Origin of the sequence: Pseudomonas sp. NFPP04, from assembly GCF_900113815.1 — a bacterium.
Classification (GTDB): domain Bacteria; phylum Pseudomonadota; class Gammaproteobacteria; order Pseudomonadales; family Pseudomonadaceae; genus Aquipseudomonas; species Aquipseudomonas extremorientalis.
In genome coordinates, this window is record NZ_FOQS01000004.1 from 217,186 (window position 1) to 235,222 (window position 18,037).

Sequence of the window (18,037 nt, forward strand, 5' to 3'; positions counted from 1 at the left end):
GAATGAGCCCGACGCGGAGGTATCAGGTATCGATAACACCGGTCGTAGTCATATGAGGCGTATGGGCGCTATTCGTTGCATCGAATTCAAGGTTACGTCGCTCAAAACGTTCAGCTTCAGGCGGACTGGCGTTCATTTTGACAATGTTACTAATTTCCTCCGTGTAAGGCAGGAAGGTGGAAGCAACAAGCATTCCCCAGCGCACGTCGGGGACGTTGTTCAAGATATCAATCGATTTCAGGGTAGTGGTAGACAGCAACAGCTTGAGCGTGTCATTGCGTAGTACTTTGTCCTGAAGCAAGTATCGTTGTAGTTCGTGATGGTGCTCGGGATGAAGAGTCCATAGCGTGTCGGCCAGGACTTCTGCATGACGCTCAAGGAAAGTGGTCAAAATCCCCTTTTCGGGCTTTTTACTGAACTTATCATTGAGCGGTGCGAAAATACTTCGGCGAAAGTTGCTGGATGGAGGGATAGCTCGAAAATACGTCCAGACTGCCTGAGATTTGTCACTGATCCTTTCAGCATCTAATAAAAGCGACCAGATAGCTTCGGGCGTGCTTTCAAGTGCTATCAATTGACACTTCGTGTATTCAAGCAATGAAGCAACCTGATCAGGCTTGTCTGCCCCTGCGGTAAGCAATTTTGTCAGCGACTCAGCGGATTCATCCAACACAACGCTCTGGCTGAGCAACTCCTTAATGAGTATATGCGGGGCGTGATCCAACAGCTTGTCTATACCGCCCAATTCCAGGGCCAATAGTCGGCGGTAGGTGATCAGTTCGTCATTGCCTGACGCTGTTTCAAACGTTGAACAAATCAGGCGAAGCATATTCAGTCGAGGTTCGACAAACCCCAGACTCACTAACTGCTTGAGGTCATCTGCGCGGGTTGTATCGCTGAGGTTATGAAACAGCACAGGTTGTTCATGCAACCACTTCCAGGCACCTTCGCCCTGTGCGAGAAGCGGAACCAAATCGGCAACTTCCGGCAATCCTTGAACACTGTGCAGAACGCCCCTGTCGCCTTCTTCCAGCACAGCGACCTGCTCAGGAGTCAAGCTGCTGAAGATCGCGCAGAGCAAGGCCTGCCTTGGCCCGCTCTGCACAGATATCACCAGTCGTTCTAAAAGCGTGGGATCTATCTCGTAGATAGACTGAATCAGGGCGGTTGCATGTGAGCTCGGCAAAAGTGAATCGACCATCTCGGCAAAACGGTCCATGCATTGAGGCGCCGCGTTAAGGATCGTAGCGAGTTTTCCCGCGTGGGGCCCTTCATCCGAAGCGCTGCGTTGACTGCAGAGGTACTCGACCAATCCTGAGATCAGACCGCGCCCTTCTTCCAGGGAATCATGCTCAAGTTTGCCAAGCACCCTCGCAGGATCGTTGACGACAGTCATTACCTGCGGAGACTCGCCTCGGCGTAAGGCCAGGATCAGATTCTTGTCATCTTGCGTCAGCGCGCCTTCATAAAAGAAGCTCAGGTAATCGTGGTAATCGGTATCGAAAAAACCATCACGCATCAAATCAATCACGGCTTCAAGTCCAGTCAGCTTCTGGGCTACAACATCGCCGTACGCTTGACTTGCGGCAACTTTGAACGTCATTCGCTTGGTCAGTACATGCTTAGTTCTGAGCGGTTCGATTTCCCGCTCTAGAACCTCTGGTGCCATGTCCGCGTTGCGGTCCTGGAGGTAACGGATATTGAATTCGATACTACCTACTTGCTCAGCTCGCCACGCAGGAAACGCGGTGAATATCGAGTAGATATTCCCTCTGCGCTTGATCAGTTCGGCAAAAGCTTCCGGGTACAAATTGCGCACGACCACCATCGCAAACAGCTTGTTTGCGTCAAGAACCACGCCACGACCGCCGAGCAGGCTGGAGAAGATGTCAAACTCATTGACGATGTTCTTGATTAACCTCATCTCATCAATGTAGTCGCACACCGTCTCGATCAACCCGCGATCAAGGCGCCCTATCACGGGTTTAAAGCGCTCTGCTTTCAACAAGTCCATCATCTTTTCTCCGGAGTTTTCCGAGCTGACGACGGGAATTACAGGAATGACCAGGTCGAAGAACTTAGTCTTCTCACCCACTGAGAACAACTCATCGCGGATGGCATAGATGAAATGCACGGGACGTCTGATTTGCGGGGACTGTCTGATCGTGAAATTGATTTCCCGCAACCGGAAAAACACATCCTGGATACCGAACCGATCGAGATCCTCAATCACCACCACGTCGATATCGCTGCGTTCAAAACAGTAGATGATTTCGTCGACGTACTTGTGCAGTACGGACCCATGATGAGTCGCTTCCAGCTTTCCGCCTTTGAGCGTCAGCCCATCGATGCTGAAGAGCGAAAGGTACTTCAACACAGAATGAAGAATGTACAGGCTCGACGCACCCGCAAAAATCAGAGCGATCCAGTCGGGTAAGCGCATGAGTGCTGGAACAAGCCAAGCCGGGTCGATTTTCGGGAGCATGTTGACAGAGGGAAGGTATATCCGCAGAACGCTGACGATCAGCAATGCGAAGAACACCGTGTGCAGCGTGATACTGGAATTGGAGGCTTGTACGATGCGTTTCAATCGCGTTTTCGGCAGTTTTCCCGCAGGGACGGCATACAACAGTTGCTGGACGATTGTTTCTTCAATGCGCGACATCAGATCGGCTTCTGCTTTGTCCCCTACCGGACTTTCCTTCGTGAAGGTCGCTAGTGAAACCAGAACATGCTTGTACTCTGGGTGGCGATCAAAAAAGGTTCTGATGACACTACTCTTGCCTGCACCGTACCCGCCGGTAAGCGCAATATTACGAACTTGGTCATTTCGCAGCGCGTGCAGAAACACACTCTCATAGCGATCTGCCTGGCCGCCCTCAAGCAATGCAGGCGTCAGTGGTTCAAAAGCGCCTTCACTTTCGGGAATTGCCTTATCGGCTTTCCAGGATTTAAGAAAGGCATTGAAACTGCGTTTGAACCTGCAAACTAATCCTTGAGTCACTGAATCGTCCTGTTTTCCAATCAACGGTGCCGTGCGAATGCGCGCCATAATAGCTTATTGCCACCCAGCAGTCCCGCCCTGTTCCTTGAACGCAAAGCACCTATCCCAAATAGCGAGCCGTTAGATGGATTGCTCGCCCGCGGGCGCCGTCGCCTGCCGATACTGCCTCGGCGTAAACCCCGTCGAGGCCTTGAACTGCCGAGTGAACGCGCTGTGGTCGGTGTACCCGCACTGCAGCGCGACCTCGGTGATCGGCAGGTCGCTGTGCAATAACCGATGGGCGTGTTCCAGCCGCACTTTCTGGATCATCTGCCGGGGGGTGAGGTGGAACACGCGCTTGCAGTAACGCTCCAGCTGCGCCACGGAAATCCCGGCGATGCGCGTCAACTCACCGAGGGTGACGCGGCGGTTGAAGTGCGTGCGGATATGCGCGTCCACGGCGGCCAGGCGTTGGTAGGCGGGGTGGCTTTCGCTGGCGGTTTGCAGGTCGACCGAGATGCCGGCCAGGCCGATGATCGCGCCCATGTGGTTGTACAGCGGCCACTTGTGGGTCAGGCACCAGCCGGGTTCCCGGGTGCCATACAGGTGCAGTTCGAGCTGGTCTTCCAGCACAAAGCCCTGTTCCAGCACGCGCCGGTCCTGCTCGGTGTAACCCGGCCCCAGTTGTGCGGGGAACACTTGTGCGCTGGTCTTGCCCAGCAGCGGTTGCAGCTGCTTGAGGCCGCAGCGGTGCACCAGGGTGCGGTTGGCGAGGACGTAGCGGGCCTGGGTGTCCTTGATGAAAATCGCCGCATTGGGGATCACATCCAGCATCGGCAAGAGCTGCACCACGCCGGCCAGGAGCTGCTCGATGCTGTGGGGCCGATTCGCCTCATTCCCTTGGCACAGGGCCGCAAACGCAGTCTGCAACATGACTTTCGATCCCCGTTGAGTGCCTCGACGCACGCAGATTGCCCGATGCCCGGCGCCCTGTCGAGCCACGAAAACTGTGCCGATTTCGTCATCGATGTCGGCAAAAAACATCAATCGCGCCGCCGCCTGTGAGTTCACTGTATGGCCACTGCATGCCTATCCAATAACTCACAAGAAGGCGACGCTATGTCAGGTCAAGGCAAGTTCAAGAAACAACTTTCATTGATGGACCTCACTTTTATCGGGCTGGGGGCCATCTTCGGTTCGGGTTGGTTGTTCGCAGCCAGTCATGTGTCGGCCATTGCCGGCCCGGCAGGGATCATCTCCTGGCTCATTGGCGGGTTCGCGGTGTTGCTGCTGGGCATTGTGTACTGCGAGTTGGGCGCCGCACTCCCCCGCGCCGGTGGCGTGGTGCGCTATCCGGTCTACTCCCATGGCCCGTTGCTGGGCTACCTGATGGGCTTTATCACGCTCATCGCGTTTTCCAGCCTGGTCGCCATCGAAGTGGTCGCCTCGCGCCAATACGCGGCGGCCTGGTTTCCCGAGCTGACCAAGGTCGGTTCCAGCGACCCGACCACCCTCGGTTGGCTGGTGCAGTTCGCCCTGCTCTGTGTTTTTTTCGTGCTCAATTACCGCAGTGTGAAAACCTTCGCCATCGCCAATAACCTGGTCAGCGTGTTCAAGTTCATCGTGCCGTTGCTGGTGATCGGTGTGCTGTTCACCTTCTTCAAACCGGCGAACTTTCAGGTGCAGGGCTTCGCGCCGTTCGGCCTGTCCGGGATCGAGATGGCGGTGTCGGCCGGCGGGGTGATTTTTGCCTACCTGGGGCTGACTCCGATCATCTCGGTGGCCAGTGAAGTAAAAAACCCGCAGCGCACGATTCCGATTGCGTTGATTCTTTCGGTGTTGCTGTCGACTGCCATCTACGTGTTGCTGCAAACCGCATTCCTCGGTGGCGTACCCACGCAGATGCTCGCCAACGGCTGGGCCGGGATCAGCAAGGAACTGGCGCTGCCTTACCGGGATATCGCCCTGGCACTGGGCGTGGGCTGGCTGGCCTACCTGGTGGTGGCGGATGCGGTGAGGCTGCGGCAACATCTACATGAACGCCACGCCGCGGGTGGTGTATGGCTGGGCGCAGACCGGCACGTTCTTCAAGATCTTCACGCGTATCGACGAGAAGTCCGGTATTCCGCGTCCGGCGCTGTGGCTGACGTTTGGCTTGTCGGTGTTCTGGACCCTGCCATTCCCGTCCTGGGAAGCGTTGATCAATGTGGTGTCCGCCGCGTTGATCCTCAGCTACGCGGTGGCCCCGGTGACCGTCGCCGCACTGCGCCGTAACGCACCGCAGGTGGCGCGGCCGTTCCGGGTCAAGGGCATGGCCGTGCTCGGTCCGCTGTCGTTCATCATCGCTGCGCTGATCGTGTACTGGTCCGGCTGGGGCACGGTGTCCTGGCTGCTCGGCCTGCAAATCCTGATGTTCGTGGTGTACCTGCTGTGCGCGCGCTGGGTACCGACCGCGCACCTCAACCTCAAGCAACAGGTGCGCTCGTCTGCCTGGCTGATCGGCTTCTACGCAGTGACCATCCTGCTGTCCAAGCTCGGCAGTTTTGGTGGCATCGGTGCGATCGGCCATCCGCTCGACACCATTGTGGTCGCGGCTTGCGCACTCGGCATTTACTACTGGGGCGCCGCCACTGGCGTGCCAGCTCACTTGGTTCGGCTGGAACACGAAGCCGATGAAAGCGAAGCGGTTGACGAGCCTCGCGCCCCGCTGATGCCCGCGACCTACTGATTCAGGAGCGTTTTATGAAGCGACTGCATGTGATCGACTCCCACACCGGCGGCGAACCGACGCGGCTGGTCATGAGCGGTTTTCCGGCGCTGGAGGGCGTCACGATTGCCGATCAGCTGCACCACCTGCGCACCGAGCACGACCAATGGCGCCGCGCCTGCATCCTGGAGCCACGTGGCAATGATGTGCTGGTCGGTGCGCTGTACTGCGCGCCGGTCACGCCGGGCGCCATCTGCGGAGTGATCTTCTTCAACAACGCTGGCTACCTGGGCATGTGTGGTCACGGCACCATTGGCCTGGTCGCGTCCCTGCATCACTTGGGTCGCATCGCGCCAGGCGTGCACACGATCGATACCCCCGTCGGGCCGGTCGCGGCTACCCTGCATGAAGACGGCGCGGTGACCTTGCGCAATGTTCCTGCCTACCGCTATCGCGAGCAGATCGCAGTGCTCGTGCCCGGTCACGGCATAGTCCATGGCGATATCGCCTGGGGCGGCAACTGGTTTTTCCTGGTGTCGGAGCATGGCCAGCGCCTGCAGATGGACAACGTCGACGCCCTCACCGACTACACCTGGGCAATGCTCAAGGCCCTTGAAGACCAGGGCATCCACGGCGCCGACGGTGCACTGATCGACCACGTCGAACTGTTCGCCGACGACGACCACGCCGACAGCCGCAATTTCGTGATGTGCCCCGGCAAAGCCTACGACCGCTCGCCCTGCGGCACCGGCACCAGCGCCAAGCTGGCCTGCCTGGCCGCCGATGGAAAACTCGCGCCCGGCGAAACCTGGGTGCAAGCCAGCATTACCGGCAGCCAATTCGAAGGTCGCTACGAATGGGACGGCGAACGCGTGCGCCCCTTCATCACCGGCCGTGCCCACATGACCGCCGACAGCACCTTGCTGATCGACCCGCAAGACCCTTTTGCCTGGGGCATCTGAGCCCTCCCCCGACTGGAAACTGGAGTGATAAAAATGAGTGACAACATCTTCACCGGCTGCATCCCTGCCCTGATGACCCCGTGCACCGCCGAACGCAAGCCGGACTTCGACGCCCTGGTCACCAAGGGCCGCGAGCTGATCGATATCGGCATGAGCGCCGTGGTGTACTGCGGCTCCATGGGTGACTGGCCGTTGCTCACCGAAGCCGAACGCCAGGAAGGCGTGGCACGGCTGGTGGCGGCCGGTGTGCCGACCATCGTCGGCACCGGCGCGGTGAACAGCCGTGAAGCCGTGGCCCATGCGGCCCACGCCGCCAAGGTCGGTGCCCATGGCTTGATGGTGATTCCGCGTGTGCTGTCCCGGGGTGCCTCCGCCACTGCACAAAAGGCGCACTTCTCGGCGATCCTCAAGGCCGCGCCCAACCTGCCCGCGGTGATCTACAACAGCCCCTACTACGGCTTCGCGACCCGCGCCGAGCTGTTCTTCGAACTGCGCCGCGAGCACCCGAACCTGATCGGTTTCAAGGAATTCGGCGGCGGTGCCGACCTGCGCTACGCCGCCGAACACATCACCTCCCAGGACGACAACGTGACCCTCATGGTGGGTGTCGACACCCAGGTGGTGCACGGTTTCGTCAACTGCAATGCCACCGGCGCCATCACCGGCATCGGCAACGCGCTGCCTCGGGAAGTGCTGCAACTGGTGGCCCTGAGTAAAAAAGCTGCCAAGGGCGATGCCAAGGCCCGTCGCCAGGCGCGTGAGCTGGAGGCCGCGCTGGCGGTGCTGTCGTCCTTCGACGAGGGCTGCGACCTGGTGCTGTATTACAAGCACTTGATGGTGTTGAACGGTGACCAAGGCTACGCCCTGCACTTCAACGAAACCGACGCCCTCAGCGATGCCCAGCGTCGTTACGCAGAGCACCAGTACGCCCTGTTCCACCAGTGGTACGCCAACTGGTCGGCGGAACAGAACGTCGCCTGACCCTTCGCGCGCCGCTGCGACGCTCGCAGCGGCCAACCTTCTTTTATCCAGGAAATCCCCATGACTCTGACGGGCAAGATGCTGATCGGTCAGCACGCCACTGCCGGCAATCGCGAAGCAATCCAGGCGATCAACCCCGCCACCGATACCACCTTGGAACCGGCCTACCTCGGCGGCAACGGTGAGCATGTCGCGCAGGCCTGCGCCTTGGCGTGGGCGGCATTCGATGTCTATCGCGAAACCTCTTTGGAAGTGCGCGCCACGTTCCTTGAGACCATCGCCGCGCACATCGAGGCCCTGGGCGATGAGTTGATCGACCGCGCCGTCGCCGAAACCGGCCTGCCTCGCCCACGCATCCAGGGCGAACGAGGGCGCACCTGCGGGCAACTGCGCACCTTCGCCCGCACCGTGCGTGCCGGGGAATGGCTGGATGTGCGGGTCGATCACGCACAACCGCAACGCCAACCCCTGCCTCGCCCAGACCTGCGCCAACGCCATATCGCGGTGGGCCCGGTCGCGGTGTTTGGCGCCAGCAACTTTCCACTGGCATTTTCCGTGGCCGGCGGGGACACCGCCTCTGCGCTGGCTGCCGGTTGCCCGGTCGTCGTCAAGGCCCACGGCGCGCACCCGGGCACCAGTGAACTGGTGGGGCGTGCGGTGGCGCAGGCGGTCAAGGCGTGCGGTCTGCCGGAAGGTGTGTTTTCACTGTTGTACGGTTCGGGCCGTGAGGTGGGCATTGCGTTGGTGACCGATCCGCGCATCAAGGCCGTCGGATTTACCGGCTCGCGCAGCGGTGGCCTTGCGTTGATCCAGGCAGCGCAGGCACGGCCGGAGCCGATTCCGGTCTACGCGGAGATGAGTTCGATCAACCCGGTGTACCTGTTTCCGGCAGCGTTGGCAGCCAGGGCTGAAGCACTGGCCCAGGGTTTTGTGGCGTCGTTGACCCAGGGCGCGGGGCAGTTCTGCACCAATCCAGGGTTAGTGATTGCAGTACAAGGGCCTGCCCTGGATCGCTTCATCAGTACCGCCAGTGGGTTACTGCCGAACTGTGCGGCTCAAACAATGCTGACACCCGGCATCGCCAGTGCCTACATGTCAGGCATAGACACACTGACGGGACACGCCGAGGTCGTCGCACAGGGTTCGGCGACTGAAGGTCCCAACCAGGGCCAGGCCCACCTGTTCGTGACCCAGGCAACTGCGTTCTTGAGCAACGAACACCTGCAAGCCGAAGTCTTCGGTGCGGCTTCATTGGTTGTGGTGTGCGCGAATAACGAAGAAGTGCGCCGGGTATCCGAACACCTGGAAGGCCAACTCACCGCCACGCTGCACATGGATGACGACGATGTGCCAAGCGCCAGGGCCCTGCTGCCGGTGCTGGAGCGCAAGGCTGGCCGCCTGCTGGTCAATGGCTGGCCGACTGGCGTTGAGGTGTGTGACGCCATGGTCCACGGCGGCCCCTTCCCCGCCACCTCGGATTCGCGCAGCACTTCGGTGGGCACGGCGGCCATCCAGCGGTTCTTGCGCCCCGTGTGCTATCACGACTTCCCCGACGCGTTGTTGCCGGATGCGCTCCAACAGGGCAATCCGTTGCGGCTGCGGCGTTTGCTTGACGGCCAGAGAGAGGCATAGGCCATGTCCGATCCCGATATCGTCGTAGTCGGCGCCGGCATTATCGGCGTCGCCTGCGCCCTGCAACTGGCGCGTCAGGGCCGGCACGTGGTGGTGGTCGATCAACAGGAACCCGGCATGGGCGCGTCCTATGGCAACGCCGGGCACCTGGCGACCGAACAGGTGTTCCCGATTGCCGACGTGTCGATCCTCAAGCGCTTGCCCGGCATGCTGCTGGACCCCATGGGCCCGCTGCGCCTGGATTGGAAATACCTGCCGCGCGCCCTGCCCTGGTTTGCGCGGCTGCTGTTGAACCTGCGTCCGGCGCGCTATCAGCGTACCGTCGCGGGTATTCGTGCGCTTAACGAAGGCAGCCTGGGCGCCTGGCAGCGCCTGCTGACCAGCATCGGACGCGCGCACCTGCTGCGTGAAGACGGGTCATTGTTGGTGTACGAACGAGCGGACTCACGCGACGCCCTCCGGGCCTTGCAGCAGCGCATGCAAGCGCAGCAGGTGCCCGTGACGTTCTGGACCGCCGATGCCATACGCCAGGCTGCGCCGCAGTTGAGCGAGCACATCCAGGGCGGGTTGTTTTTTCCGGGCACCGGTCACTTCCTCGACCCGTTCCAGGTGGTGTGCGAACTGGTCGACGCCGCCAAGGCCAGTGGCGTGCAGTTCCTCAAGCGCCAGGTACTGGATGGGCGGCTTGACCAACACGGCGTCTCCCTCACCACCGCTCAGGGCCCCCTGAGCGCACGCCAGGTGCTGATTGCCTGCGGCGCCCACTCAGCCAGATTGACCGCTGCCCTGACCGGCAAAAAAGTCCCGCTGGACACGGAACGCGGCTATCACCTGATGCTGCCCCACGAGCCTCATCGCCTGCCGTTTGCCGTCACTTCCCTGGAACGAAAATTCATCATGACCCCCATGACCGACGGCCTGCGCCTGGCCGGTACAGTGGAGTTCGCCGGCCTTGACCGCCCGGCGAATATGCAGCGTGCCTGGCAGTTGCATCGGTTGAGCAAGGGGTTGTTTCACGATGACCTCAGCGCAGAGGGTGCGACACCGTGGATGGGGTTTCGGCCGTCGCTGCCGGACTCGTTGCCGGTGATTGACCGGGTGTGTGACGGGAAGGTGCTGCTTGCGTTCGGGCACCAGCATCTGGGGTTGACGCAGGCGGCGGTGACGGCGGAGATGATTGGGGAGTTGGCGAGCAAGGGTCAAACTCCGTTATTCACGCCTTATCGTCTGGACCGATTCTGACCAACGCGTTTTTTGCGGTGAGTTGCCTGTTGTGGCGAGCGGGCTTGCCCCGCGTTGGGCTGCGCAGCGGCCCCAATAGAAAACACCGCGGCCTGTCAGACAGCACGCGGTGTTCGTTTTTAGGGCTGCTGCGCAGCCCAACGCGGGGCAAGCCCGCTCGCCACAGCTAGTCCGCTGGTCACACAAGCGGGGGGCTTAATCATGGGGTTTGAGCAGCCGTGCCGTAGAGTGCATCAGCCATTTCCTCAATTTCATCACGCATACAAAGCTTGTCCAGCCAACCCGTCGGGATGCCTTGCACGCCGTAATATGCACCCGCCAACTGACCAACGATGGCGGCAGTAGTGTCAGCGTCGTCACCCAGGTTCGCGGCAGCCAACACCGCGTCGGCGAAGCTGTCAGTATGTTTTACGCACCACAGCGCCGCCTCCAATGACGCCACGGCGTAACCGGAACCCGTTATCTGCGCACGGGTCTTGTTGCAATACTCCCCCTGGGCAATCGCTACGACTTTGGGCGCAGAAAGACCCGCGCAAGAGATATTCAACAGGTGCACCTTTGTTGCTCCACTCAACGCGATACCGATGGCTCTCGCCAACACCACGCAACACTCGATTGCCTCTTGGGCTCCGTGAGTCGTACGGGAGCTTTCTCGGGAAAAGTCATCAACGCTTTTCAGGTTTGGAAAGTAAAACAGCACCAGCGGCGCGAGGCGCATCATCGAACCGTTGCCTGCGGAAAAAGGCTCTGTTGAACCTGCAAAGGGATCACCTTGCGACTCAAACGCCGTGAGCGCCGTGCGCACGGTCATGCCTATATCAAAGCAATCACCGGTAGAGCTCAGGTAGCCCCACTTCCACCAGTTCAGGTATCGCCCCATCTGGTCAGCTGCATCAAAACCACCTTTACGCAACAAGCTTTCCGCAAGGCACAACGCCATCGAGGTGTCGTCCGTCCATTGGCCCGCTTTCAGTTTGAACGGTCCTCCTCCAACCATGTCAGTGACCGGTGTGAATGTGCCGCGAGGCATGAATTCAACAGTGGTACCCACTGCGTCGCCACAGGCCAAGCCCAGCAGGCTGCCGCGGTAACGATCCAAAAGCGTGAGAGACATTTGTCATCCTTGAAAGAGAGTGAGTCAGTCAGCACTTTACTTGACCAACCGCTTCTCCTTCGAGGGGCGATAGCCGAAATACGAGCTATAGCACTTGCTGAAATGGCTCGGCGACACGAACCCACATGCCACCAGCACCTCCACCTGCGACAACTCGGTGTGCTGCAACAGCCGCCGCGCCTCGGTCACGCGCAGTTCCATGTAGTACCGCTGCGGGGTGGTGCCCAGTTGTTCCTTGAACAAGCGCTCCAACTGGCGCCGCGAGCGGCCGGCGTAGACCGCCAGTTGGTCCAGCTCCAAAGGTTCTTCGAGGTTGGCGTCCATCAGTTTCACCACTTCACGCAACGGCGCACTGACGCTGACGTTTTCGGTGGGTTTGATGCGGCGGTAGCGGGACTCTTCGAAGGCCAGGATGTCTTCGATGCCTTCGACGAGTGCCTTGTCATGCAGGCCCTTGATCCAGTCCAGCGCCATATGGAAGGCACCGGACGGGCTGGAAGCGGTGAGGCGGTCGCGGTCGATCACGTAGGGTTCGCTGGTGACGTGGGTCGCCTTGGAGACTTCCGCCAGCGCCGGACGGTGTTCGGGGTGGATGGCGCAGCGATAGCCTTGCAGCAGGCCGGCACGGCCGAGGAACCAGGCGCCGTTCCACAGCCCTGCAAGGCTGATGCCCTGTTCGGCGGCGGTGTGCAGCAGCTGGATGAAGGCTTCGCCGGCCTTGAGTTCGGTACGGAAACCACCACAGATCACCAGCAGGTCCAGGTCGTGCAATGCTCCGGCATCCAGGCGCGCATCGGGGCGTATCACCAGGCCCAGGTCGCTGATGACTTCGCCATCGTCACAGCCGAAGGTGCGTGAGGCGAACAGGTCGGGGCGCAGCAGGTTGGCGGTGACAAAGGTGTCGAGGGTCTGGGTGAACGCCGGCAGGGAGAAATGTTCAAGCAACAGGAAGCCGACGCGGGTGACCGACGCCGGCTGTTGGGTTTCGTTGAGGTAGCGCAGGTTCTTGCCTTTCATGCCACCGCTGAATTGACGTCTTTGCATCGAGGGTTGGCCCACTCTTATTGTTGAGGTCTTTGAAAAACCGGCCATTAAGGGCGAACACTGTAGCTGTGGCGAGCGGGCTTGTCCCGCGTTGGGTTGCGAAGCGAGCCTGGATTGAGGAATGCGCTGAGTCAGGCACTCTTTGGCCGCTGGTTTTGGGGCTGTTTCACAGCCCAACGTGGGACAAGCCCGCTCGCCACAGCGTACTTATCGTTTGATGTCCGGCGCTGATCCTGAAACAGCCACACGCGCTGAAAGCCCCCGGCTGAACAGCGGCAAGCGCATCTGATACGGTTTTTTCTTTGCTATCTGCGTCTGTATCGAAACGCCGTCTGGGCGGACAATGGCCCCATCCCCACTCCCTTCCCTTCGGAGGCCTTATGACCAAGATGGCACTTTTCCTGTTCGGCTTTTTGGTACTGACCATCGGCATCGGCCTGCTCGCGACCATCTCGCCGGTCTGACGCTCAGCCGGCAAACAGCATCGGGTACAGCGACAGCACCAGCAACCCGGCCATCGTCCAGTTGAACAGGCGCAACCAGCGCGGCTCACGCAGCACATTGCGCAAGCCGCTGCCACATCCGACCCATACACACACACACTGGGCAGGTTGACCACGGCGAACACCAGCGCGATCACCAGCACATTGGTGACGTAACCTTCGGCCGGCGTGTAGGTGGTGATTGCGCCCAGCGCCATGATCCAGGCCTTGGGGTTCACCCACTGGAACGCCGCCGCGCCGAGGAAAGTCATGGGTTTGCCCTGTTCATCAGGGCTGTCGGACATGCCGCCCGCCGTCGCGATCTTCCACGCCAGGTACAGCAAGTACGCAGCCCCCACGTAGCGCAACACCGTGTAGGCCCACGGGAACACCTTGAACACTTCGCCCAGCCCCAGCCCCACCGAAATCACCAGCAGCATGAAACCGATGCTGATCCCCAATGCATGGGGCATCGAGCGGCGAAAACCGAAGTTCACCCCCGAGGCGAGCAGCATGGTGTTATTGGGCCCGGGCGTGATCGAGGACACGAAGGCAAACAGCACAAAGGCGGACAACAGGCTGGTAGACATGAACATGAAGCGGCATCCAAACGGCAGTGATATGCCTGCGACAGTAGAGGGTTATCGACCGCCCTGCCCCGTACAGCCATGGCGGGATTGAGGCATACACTTTTTTGCCGTGGTTTTCACAAACCTTTCACAGACAAGCGCCTAGGGTGGCCTCAGCTCCTAATGAACATCCCTTTAGCCCGCGCTCCCCACGCGGGCTTTTCTTTGCCTGGGCTATCGTGTAACCCGTTGGCAAGGGACAGTACAACGCACTGTTTTAGTTCTGCGGCCGTTGTTTGGTCGAATCCAGCTCGGCTTTTTTACCCGTGGAAATCTCGGTGATCTGCGCAGACTTGGCAATCGCGAAATCGAACGTGTCTTGCATCTTCGCAATCGCGTCGGTCGACGTACCGTTCAATCCACCGTTGGCGGCCCAATCGAAGTTCCACACGCCGGAGAGGTTATCGGCGCCCGGCACATCGTGGGTTTCGATGGCGGTGAAGACGTCGGGATGACGCTCCATGTACTTGGCCGCATCGCAGACTTCGGCCGGCACCTTGCCCGAGGCGTTGTTGGCCAGTTGGGTCAGTTCCTGCTTGGTAATGGCCGACTTGCCGGTCTGGCGCATGTAGTCGGCAATCACTTTGCTGGACTTGGCGATGTTCAACTTGTCATCGAACACCGACGGTGACGCTTTAGGCGTGTTTGCCCCGCTGCCGGCGGGCGTTACGGTGGTAGACATCGGCGCTGCTCCCCTGATGGTACGAATGAAATCGTCGTGCTGACGATAGCCAGGAGCAGACGTTAGCATGGGCAATGGGCCATTAATCTGTGCTTCACAACAATTCACAAGGCCATGGTCTGCGGCTTCTGTGAAAGCCTGCCAATCCATTACCATGAACCTGTATTCATGCCGATTAATTGCCAGCCGCCGACCCGGACCCAGTCATGAGAGATCTACCGCCCACCGCCACGCTGCGAGCTTTCGAAGTAGCGACCCGGCATGCGACGTTCACATCGGCTTCAGAAGAGTTGCATGTGACCCAGAGCGCCGTCAGCCACCAACTCAAGCACCTCGAAGACCTGTGGGGCCTGCAGCTGTTCCAGCGCGGCAAGGCGTTGCGGCTGACCCCGGCCGGGGCCGCACTGGCGCCCATCGTGCGCGAGTTTTTCATGAACCTTGAGGCCACCCTGGCTGACCTGCGGGAACAAAAAGGCCGGGTTCGCCTGAAGGTCAGCACCACCTATTCGTTTGCCTTGAAATGGCTGCTGCCCAGGTTGCCCAGCCTGTCGCAGCAACATCCGGAAATCCTGATCACGCTGGAGACCAGCGACAAGGCCATCAAGTTCTCCAGCTCAGACCCGGATGTGGCCATCCGGCTGGGCAACGGCAATTATCCCGGCCTGCACTCGGAATTCATGCTCCGCGAGCAGATCTTCCCGGTGGCCAGCCCGGATCTGCTCAACCGTTTCGGCGCGCCCCACGAGCCCGCTGAGCTGCTGCGTTACCCGTTGCTGACGCGCGACGGCGCAGACCTGGTGCCCAAGTGGGACGCCTGGTTCGAGCATATCGGCGTCAGCATTGCACCCCTCAAGGAAAGCGTCAGGTTCGCTGACACCAACATGACCATCGAGGCGGCGCTGCTGGGCCAAGGTATTGCGCTGGCGCGGAGCGGCCATGTTGAAGCTGAAATCAACGACGGCCGCCTGATCAGGCTGTTTGAGCTGCCGTTCGCGTCGCCGGTCGGCTACTACTTTGTCTGCCCCAAAGGGATCGAAACCCAGCCACACATCATCAGCTTTCGTAACTGGCTGTTGGCCGAGTCGATGCAGGCACAGCAAAATTATCAGTGATGCATGAACATTCACTCATGACAGGATGAAAGGACTTCGCTGTTAAACACGCCCTTGTGGTGTTTACCATGGCGCATGCCTTTACCCATCGTTCTACTCATCCTCTTCGCCGCACTCTTGCATGCCAGCTGGAACGCATTGTTGCGTGTCGGCGCCGACCGGCTGTGGTCAATGACCATGATGTGCGTGGCGGTCGCCATTGCCAGCAGTGTAATAGCCTTGTTTCTCGCCCCTCCCGCGCCAGCCAGCTGGCCCTACGCCGTGCTGTCGGGCGTGTTGCACGTGGGCTATAACCTGTTCCTGGTGCGAAGCTACAAGGTGGGCGACCTGGGGCAGACGTACCCGATCGCACGCGGTTCCTCGCCCATTCTGATCACGCTTTGCGCCTTGGTGTTTGCCGGTGAAACGCTCAGCACGAACGCTCTGATCGGCATCCTGCTGGTATCCGGCGGCATTATTTCTCTGGCCTTCAGACAGCGCAGACTGGCGGTGCCCAGCCTGCCCTACGCCCTGGGCACGGGTTTTTTCATCGCGGCCTACAGCGTCACGGACGGTATTGGCGCGAGGCTGTCCGGCGCACCGATGGCCTACACCGTATGGATGTGTGCGCTCTGGGGCGTATTGATGCCCCTGGTGTACATCGGCCTGCGCGATACACGCAGCCTCTTCGCACCACGCCCCGGCGTCATCACGGCCTTGATCGGGGGGCTTGTGTCCCTCCTGGCCTACGGCATCGTCATTTACGCCATGTCCCACGCGCCGATGGGCGCCGTTTCGGCCCTGCGCGAAACCAGCGTGCTGTTCGCGGCCTTGATCGGTTATTTGTTTTTGGGCGAGTCGCTGACTGTCCGCAAAGTCCTGGCGTGCGTGGTCATTGCGACTGGCACCATGCTGATAGGCTGATCGTTCACCCCTCAAAGGAGGTTCAAGCAATGAGTACTGTGTCTTCGACTCCGCTGATTCTGATTACCGGCGGCAGCCGCGGTGTCGGCGCGGCAACCGCGCGCCTTGCAGCGGCGCAAGGCTACGATGTCGCGATCAGCTACGTCAGCAACGAGGCGGCGGCGCTCGGCGTGGTGGCGGATGTGCAAGCGTTGGGGCACCGTGCCTTGGCCATCCGCGCCGACAGTGCGGACCCTGCTCAGGTCGCGCAGCTGTTCGCAGCCATTGACCAGACGTTTGGCCGTATCGATGTGCTGGTCAACAACGCCGCGATCATTGCCCTGCAGTCACGCTTTGAAGACCTCGACTTTGCCCGCATGCAGCGCATCTTCGCGATCAATGCCATCGGCCCGATGCTGTGCGCGCAGCACGCGGTGAAACGCATGTCGCTGCGCCACAATGGCACGGGTGGCAGCGTGATCAACGTGTCCTCCGCCTCCGCCCGGCTAGGCAGCCCCAACGAGTATGTCGATTACGCTGCCTCCAAGGGTGCCCTGGAGACATTCACCACCGGGCTGTCCAAGGAAGTCGCGCGCGAAGGCATACGCGTCAACTGCGTACGGCCTGGGCATATCTACACCGACATGCACGCCAGCGGCGGCGAACCGGGGCGTGTGGATCGGGTCAAGGACAGCATTCCCATGGGCCGTGGCGGCGAACCCGAAGAGGTGGCCCGCGCTATCCTGTGGCTGGCCGGTAAGGAAGCGTCGTTCATCACCGGGACCTTTCTGGATGTGACAGGCGGCAAGTAGGCGGCAACCGCCGATTAACGGGAGGCGTGCTGGTCCCGGTGCCGGGCCAGCCCTTCCAGGGTGAACCGCGCTTGCATCAGCACCACCTCCCGCACCTGTTCCATTTCCTTCTGGTTCACTTCGCTCCACTGCAACGCCTCCAGCAGCTTGGGCTTCTGGATGCGGAACGCCAGGCCCTGGGTAAACAGCGCCATGGAATGGATCACCGTGCGCTCATCCTCCAGCGCCAGGCCGGCCACGCGTGCGATCAGTTGGCGGATGACCCGCGCAATACGCGCCTTGAAACGCTCCTCGAAAGCCATCGTTGCGCTTTGCGGGCACAACCCGGCCTGGTGGCGATCCATGAACGCACGCCAGGCCGTGGTTTGCGGGCTGTCCTGGATGGTTGAAACCACGGTGCCCAGGATGCCCAGCGAGGCGTCGATCAGCGCGTTGTCGCCGGAATCGGCATCGGCCAGCACGCTTTCCGCCGCCTCCACCGGCGGCGACATCTTGCGCCACAGCAGCGTGATCAAGTGCTCGACGCACGCCAGGTACACGCCTTCCTTGCCATCGAAGTAGTACTGGATCGCAGGTGCGTTGACGCCGGCAGTCGTGGCGATATCACGCGTGGACGCCCCATCGTAGCCACGCGCGCCGAATACCTCGACGGCCGCCTCGATAATGCGGGCGCGGGTTTCTTCGCCGCGCTGGTAACCACCCTCGGCGGCAGGTTTGTGTCGTGCCATGTGCAGCTCCGTTCGAATACCGGACCAAAATATACCAGTTGACAA

The 18,037-nt window shown here is 60.5% G+C and carries 13 protein-coding genes and 2 pseudogenes; 8 read left to right on the plus strand and 7 right to left on the minus strand.

Features of this window, described 5'->3' with window-relative positions:
• Positions 1–22 precede the first annotated feature (22 nt).
• Positions 23–3,052, minus strand: a complete 3,030-nt coding sequence (locus BM017_RS10790) for a YobI family P-loop NTPase (RefSeq protein WP_092243803.1) — start codon at positions 3,050–3,052, stop codon at positions 23–25.
• A gap of 72 nt (positions 3,053–3,124) precedes the next feature.
• Positions 3,125–3,916 (minus strand): AraC family transcriptional regulator, encoded by a 792-nt coding sequence (locus tag BM017_RS10795; protein ID WP_092243806.1) that lies wholly within the window; start codon positions 3,914–3,916, stop codon positions 3,125–3,127.
• Positions 3,917–4,102: 186 nt separating this feature from the next.
• On the opposite strand from BM017_RS10795, the pseudogene BM017_RS10800 reads away from it, so the two are divergent.
• The 5 genes and pseudogenes from BM017_RS10800 to BM017_RS10820 all read left to right on the plus strand — a co-directional run bounded on the left by BM017_RS10800 (position 4,103) and on the right by BM017_RS10820 (position 10,507).
• Positions 4,103–5,711 (plus strand): annotated as a pseudogene (locus BM017_RS10800) (APC family permease).
• Between the two features lie 14 nt (positions 5,712–5,725).
• Complete coding sequence (locus BM017_RS10805; protein WP_092243810.1) at positions 5,726–6,652, plus strand: 4-hydroxyproline epimerase; 927 nt, start codon at positions 5,726–5,728, stop codon at positions 6,650–6,652.
• Between the two features lie 33 nt (positions 6,653–6,685).
• A complete protein-coding gene (locus tag BM017_RS10810) occupies positions 6,686–7,633 on the plus strand; it encodes a dihydrodipicolinate synthase family protein (protein WP_092243813.1) in 948 nt (315 codons plus the stop codon).
• A gap of 60 nt (positions 7,634–7,693) precedes the next feature.
• The gene (locus BM017_RS10815) at positions 7,694–9,265 is read left to right on the plus strand and encodes an aldehyde dehydrogenase (NADP(+)) (protein WP_092243816.1); all 1,572 of its coding nucleotides are present in this window, start codon (positions 7,694–7,696) and stop codon (positions 9,263–9,265) included.
• 3 nt (positions 9,266–9,268) lie between these two features.
• A complete protein-coding gene (locus BM017_RS10820; RefSeq protein ID WP_071488198.1) occupies positions 9,269–10,507 on the plus strand; it encodes an NAD(P)/FAD-dependent oxidoreductase in 1,239 nt (412 codons plus the stop codon).
• Positions 10,508–10,706: 199 nt separating this feature from the next.
• Here the strand turns inward: BM017_RS10820 and BM017_RS10825 are convergent, their stop codons facing one another.
• From BM017_RS10825 to BM017_RS10840, 4 genes and pseudogenes are all read right to left on the minus strand, one after another.
• Positions 10,707–11,621 carry an ADP-ribosylglycohydrolase family protein gene (locus tag BM017_RS10825; protein ID WP_092243819.1) on the minus strand — a complete coding sequence of 305 codons (915 nt, stop codon included), beginning with the start codon at positions 11,619–11,621 and terminating at the stop codon, positions 10,707–10,709.
• A 36-nt stretch (positions 11,622–11,657) separates the two neighbouring features.
• Complete coding sequence (locus BM017_RS10830) at positions 11,658–12,665, minus strand: GlxA family transcriptional regulator (protein WP_092243822.1); 1,008 nt, start codon at positions 12,663–12,665, stop codon at positions 11,658–11,660.
• A 467-nt stretch (positions 12,666–13,132) separates the two neighbouring features.
• Positions 13,133–13,743 (minus strand): annotated as a pseudogene (locus BM017_RS10835) (LysE family translocator).
• A gap of 250 nt (positions 13,744–13,993) precedes the next feature.
• A complete protein-coding gene (locus BM017_RS10840; protein ID WP_092243825.1) occupies positions 13,994–14,458 on the minus strand; it encodes a hypothetical protein in 465 nt (154 codons plus the stop codon).
• A gap of 206 nt (positions 14,459–14,664) precedes the next feature.
• Between BM017_RS10840 and gcvA the strand changes: the two genes are divergently transcribed.
• The 3 genes from gcvA (at position 14,665) to BM017_RS10855 (ending at position 17,264) form a co-directional block, all read left to right on the plus strand.
• A complete protein-coding gene (gcvA, locus tag BM017_RS10845; RefSeq protein ID WP_092243828.1) occupies positions 14,665–15,570 on the plus strand; it encodes a transcriptional regulator GcvA in 906 nt (301 codons plus the stop codon).
• A 75-nt stretch (positions 15,571–15,645) separates the two neighbouring features.
• Positions 15,646–16,473: a DMT family transporter gene (locus BM017_RS10850; RefSeq protein ID WP_092243831.1), complete on the plus strand. Its 828-nt coding sequence runs from the start codon at positions 15,646–15,648 to the stop codon at positions 16,471–16,473.
• Between the two features lie 29 nt (positions 16,474–16,502).
• Positions 16,503–17,264, plus strand: coding sequence for an SDR family oxidoreductase (locus BM017_RS10855; protein ID WP_092243834.1), 762 nt, complete (start codon positions 16,503–16,505; stop codon positions 17,262–17,264).
• A gap of 14 nt (positions 17,265–17,278) precedes the next feature.
• On the opposite strand, the gene BM017_RS10860 is transcribed toward BM017_RS10855, so the two are convergent.
• Positions 17,279–17,992 carry a CerR family C-terminal domain-containing protein gene (locus BM017_RS10860; RefSeq protein ID WP_092243837.1) on the minus strand — a complete coding sequence of 238 codons (714 nt, stop codon included), beginning with the start codon at positions 17,990–17,992 and terminating at the stop codon, positions 17,279–17,281.
• Positions 17,993–18,037 lie beyond the last annotated feature (45 nt).

Coding starts and splice junctions, on each gene's coding strand:
- BM017_RS10790 (WP_092243803.1), bottom strand. CDS start 3,052: ATGGCGCGCATTCGCACGGCACCGTTGATTGGAAAACAGGACGATTCA.
- BM017_RS10795 (WP_092243806.1), bottom strand. CDS start 3,916: ATGTTGCAGACTGCGTTTGCGGCCCTGTGCCAAGGGAATGAGGCGAAT.
- BM017_RS10805 (WP_092243810.1), top strand. CDS start 5,726: ATGAAGCGACTGCATGTGATCGACTCCCACACCGGCGGCGAACCGACG.
- BM017_RS10810 (WP_092243813.1), top strand. CDS start 6,686: ATGAGTGACAACATCTTCACCGGCTGCATCCCTGCCCTGATGACCCCG.
- BM017_RS10815 (WP_092243816.1), top strand. CDS start 7,694: ATGACTCTGACGGGCAAGATGCTGATCGGTCAGCACGCCACTGCCGGC.
- BM017_RS10820 (WP_071488198.1), top strand. CDS start 9,269: ATGTCCGATCCCGATATCGTCGTAGTCGGCGCCGGCATTATCGGCGTC.
- BM017_RS10825 (WP_092243819.1), bottom strand. CDS start 11,621: ATGTCTCTCACGCTTTTGGATCGTTACCGCGGCAGCCTGCTGGGCTTG.
- BM017_RS10830 (WP_092243822.1), bottom strand. CDS start 12,665: ATGCAAAGACGTCAATTCAGCGGTGGCATGAAAGGCAAGAACCTGCGC.
- BM017_RS10840 (WP_092243825.1), bottom strand. CDS start 14,458: ATGTCTACCACCGTAACGCCCGCCGGCAGCGGGGCAAACACGCCTAAA.
- gcvA (WP_092243828.1), top strand. CDS start 14,665: ATGAGAGATCTACCGCCCACCGCCACGCTGCGAGCTTTCGAAGTAGCG.
- BM017_RS10850 (WP_092243831.1), top strand. CDS start 15,646: ATGCCTTTACCCATCGTTCTACTCATCCTCTTCGCCGCACTCTTGCAT.
- BM017_RS10855 (WP_092243834.1), top strand. CDS start 16,503: ATGAGTACTGTGTCTTCGACTCCGCTGATTCTGATTACCGGCGGCAGC.
- BM017_RS10860 (WP_092243837.1), bottom strand. CDS start 17,992: ATGGCACGACACAAACCTGCCGCCGAGGGTGGTTACCAGCGCGGCGAA.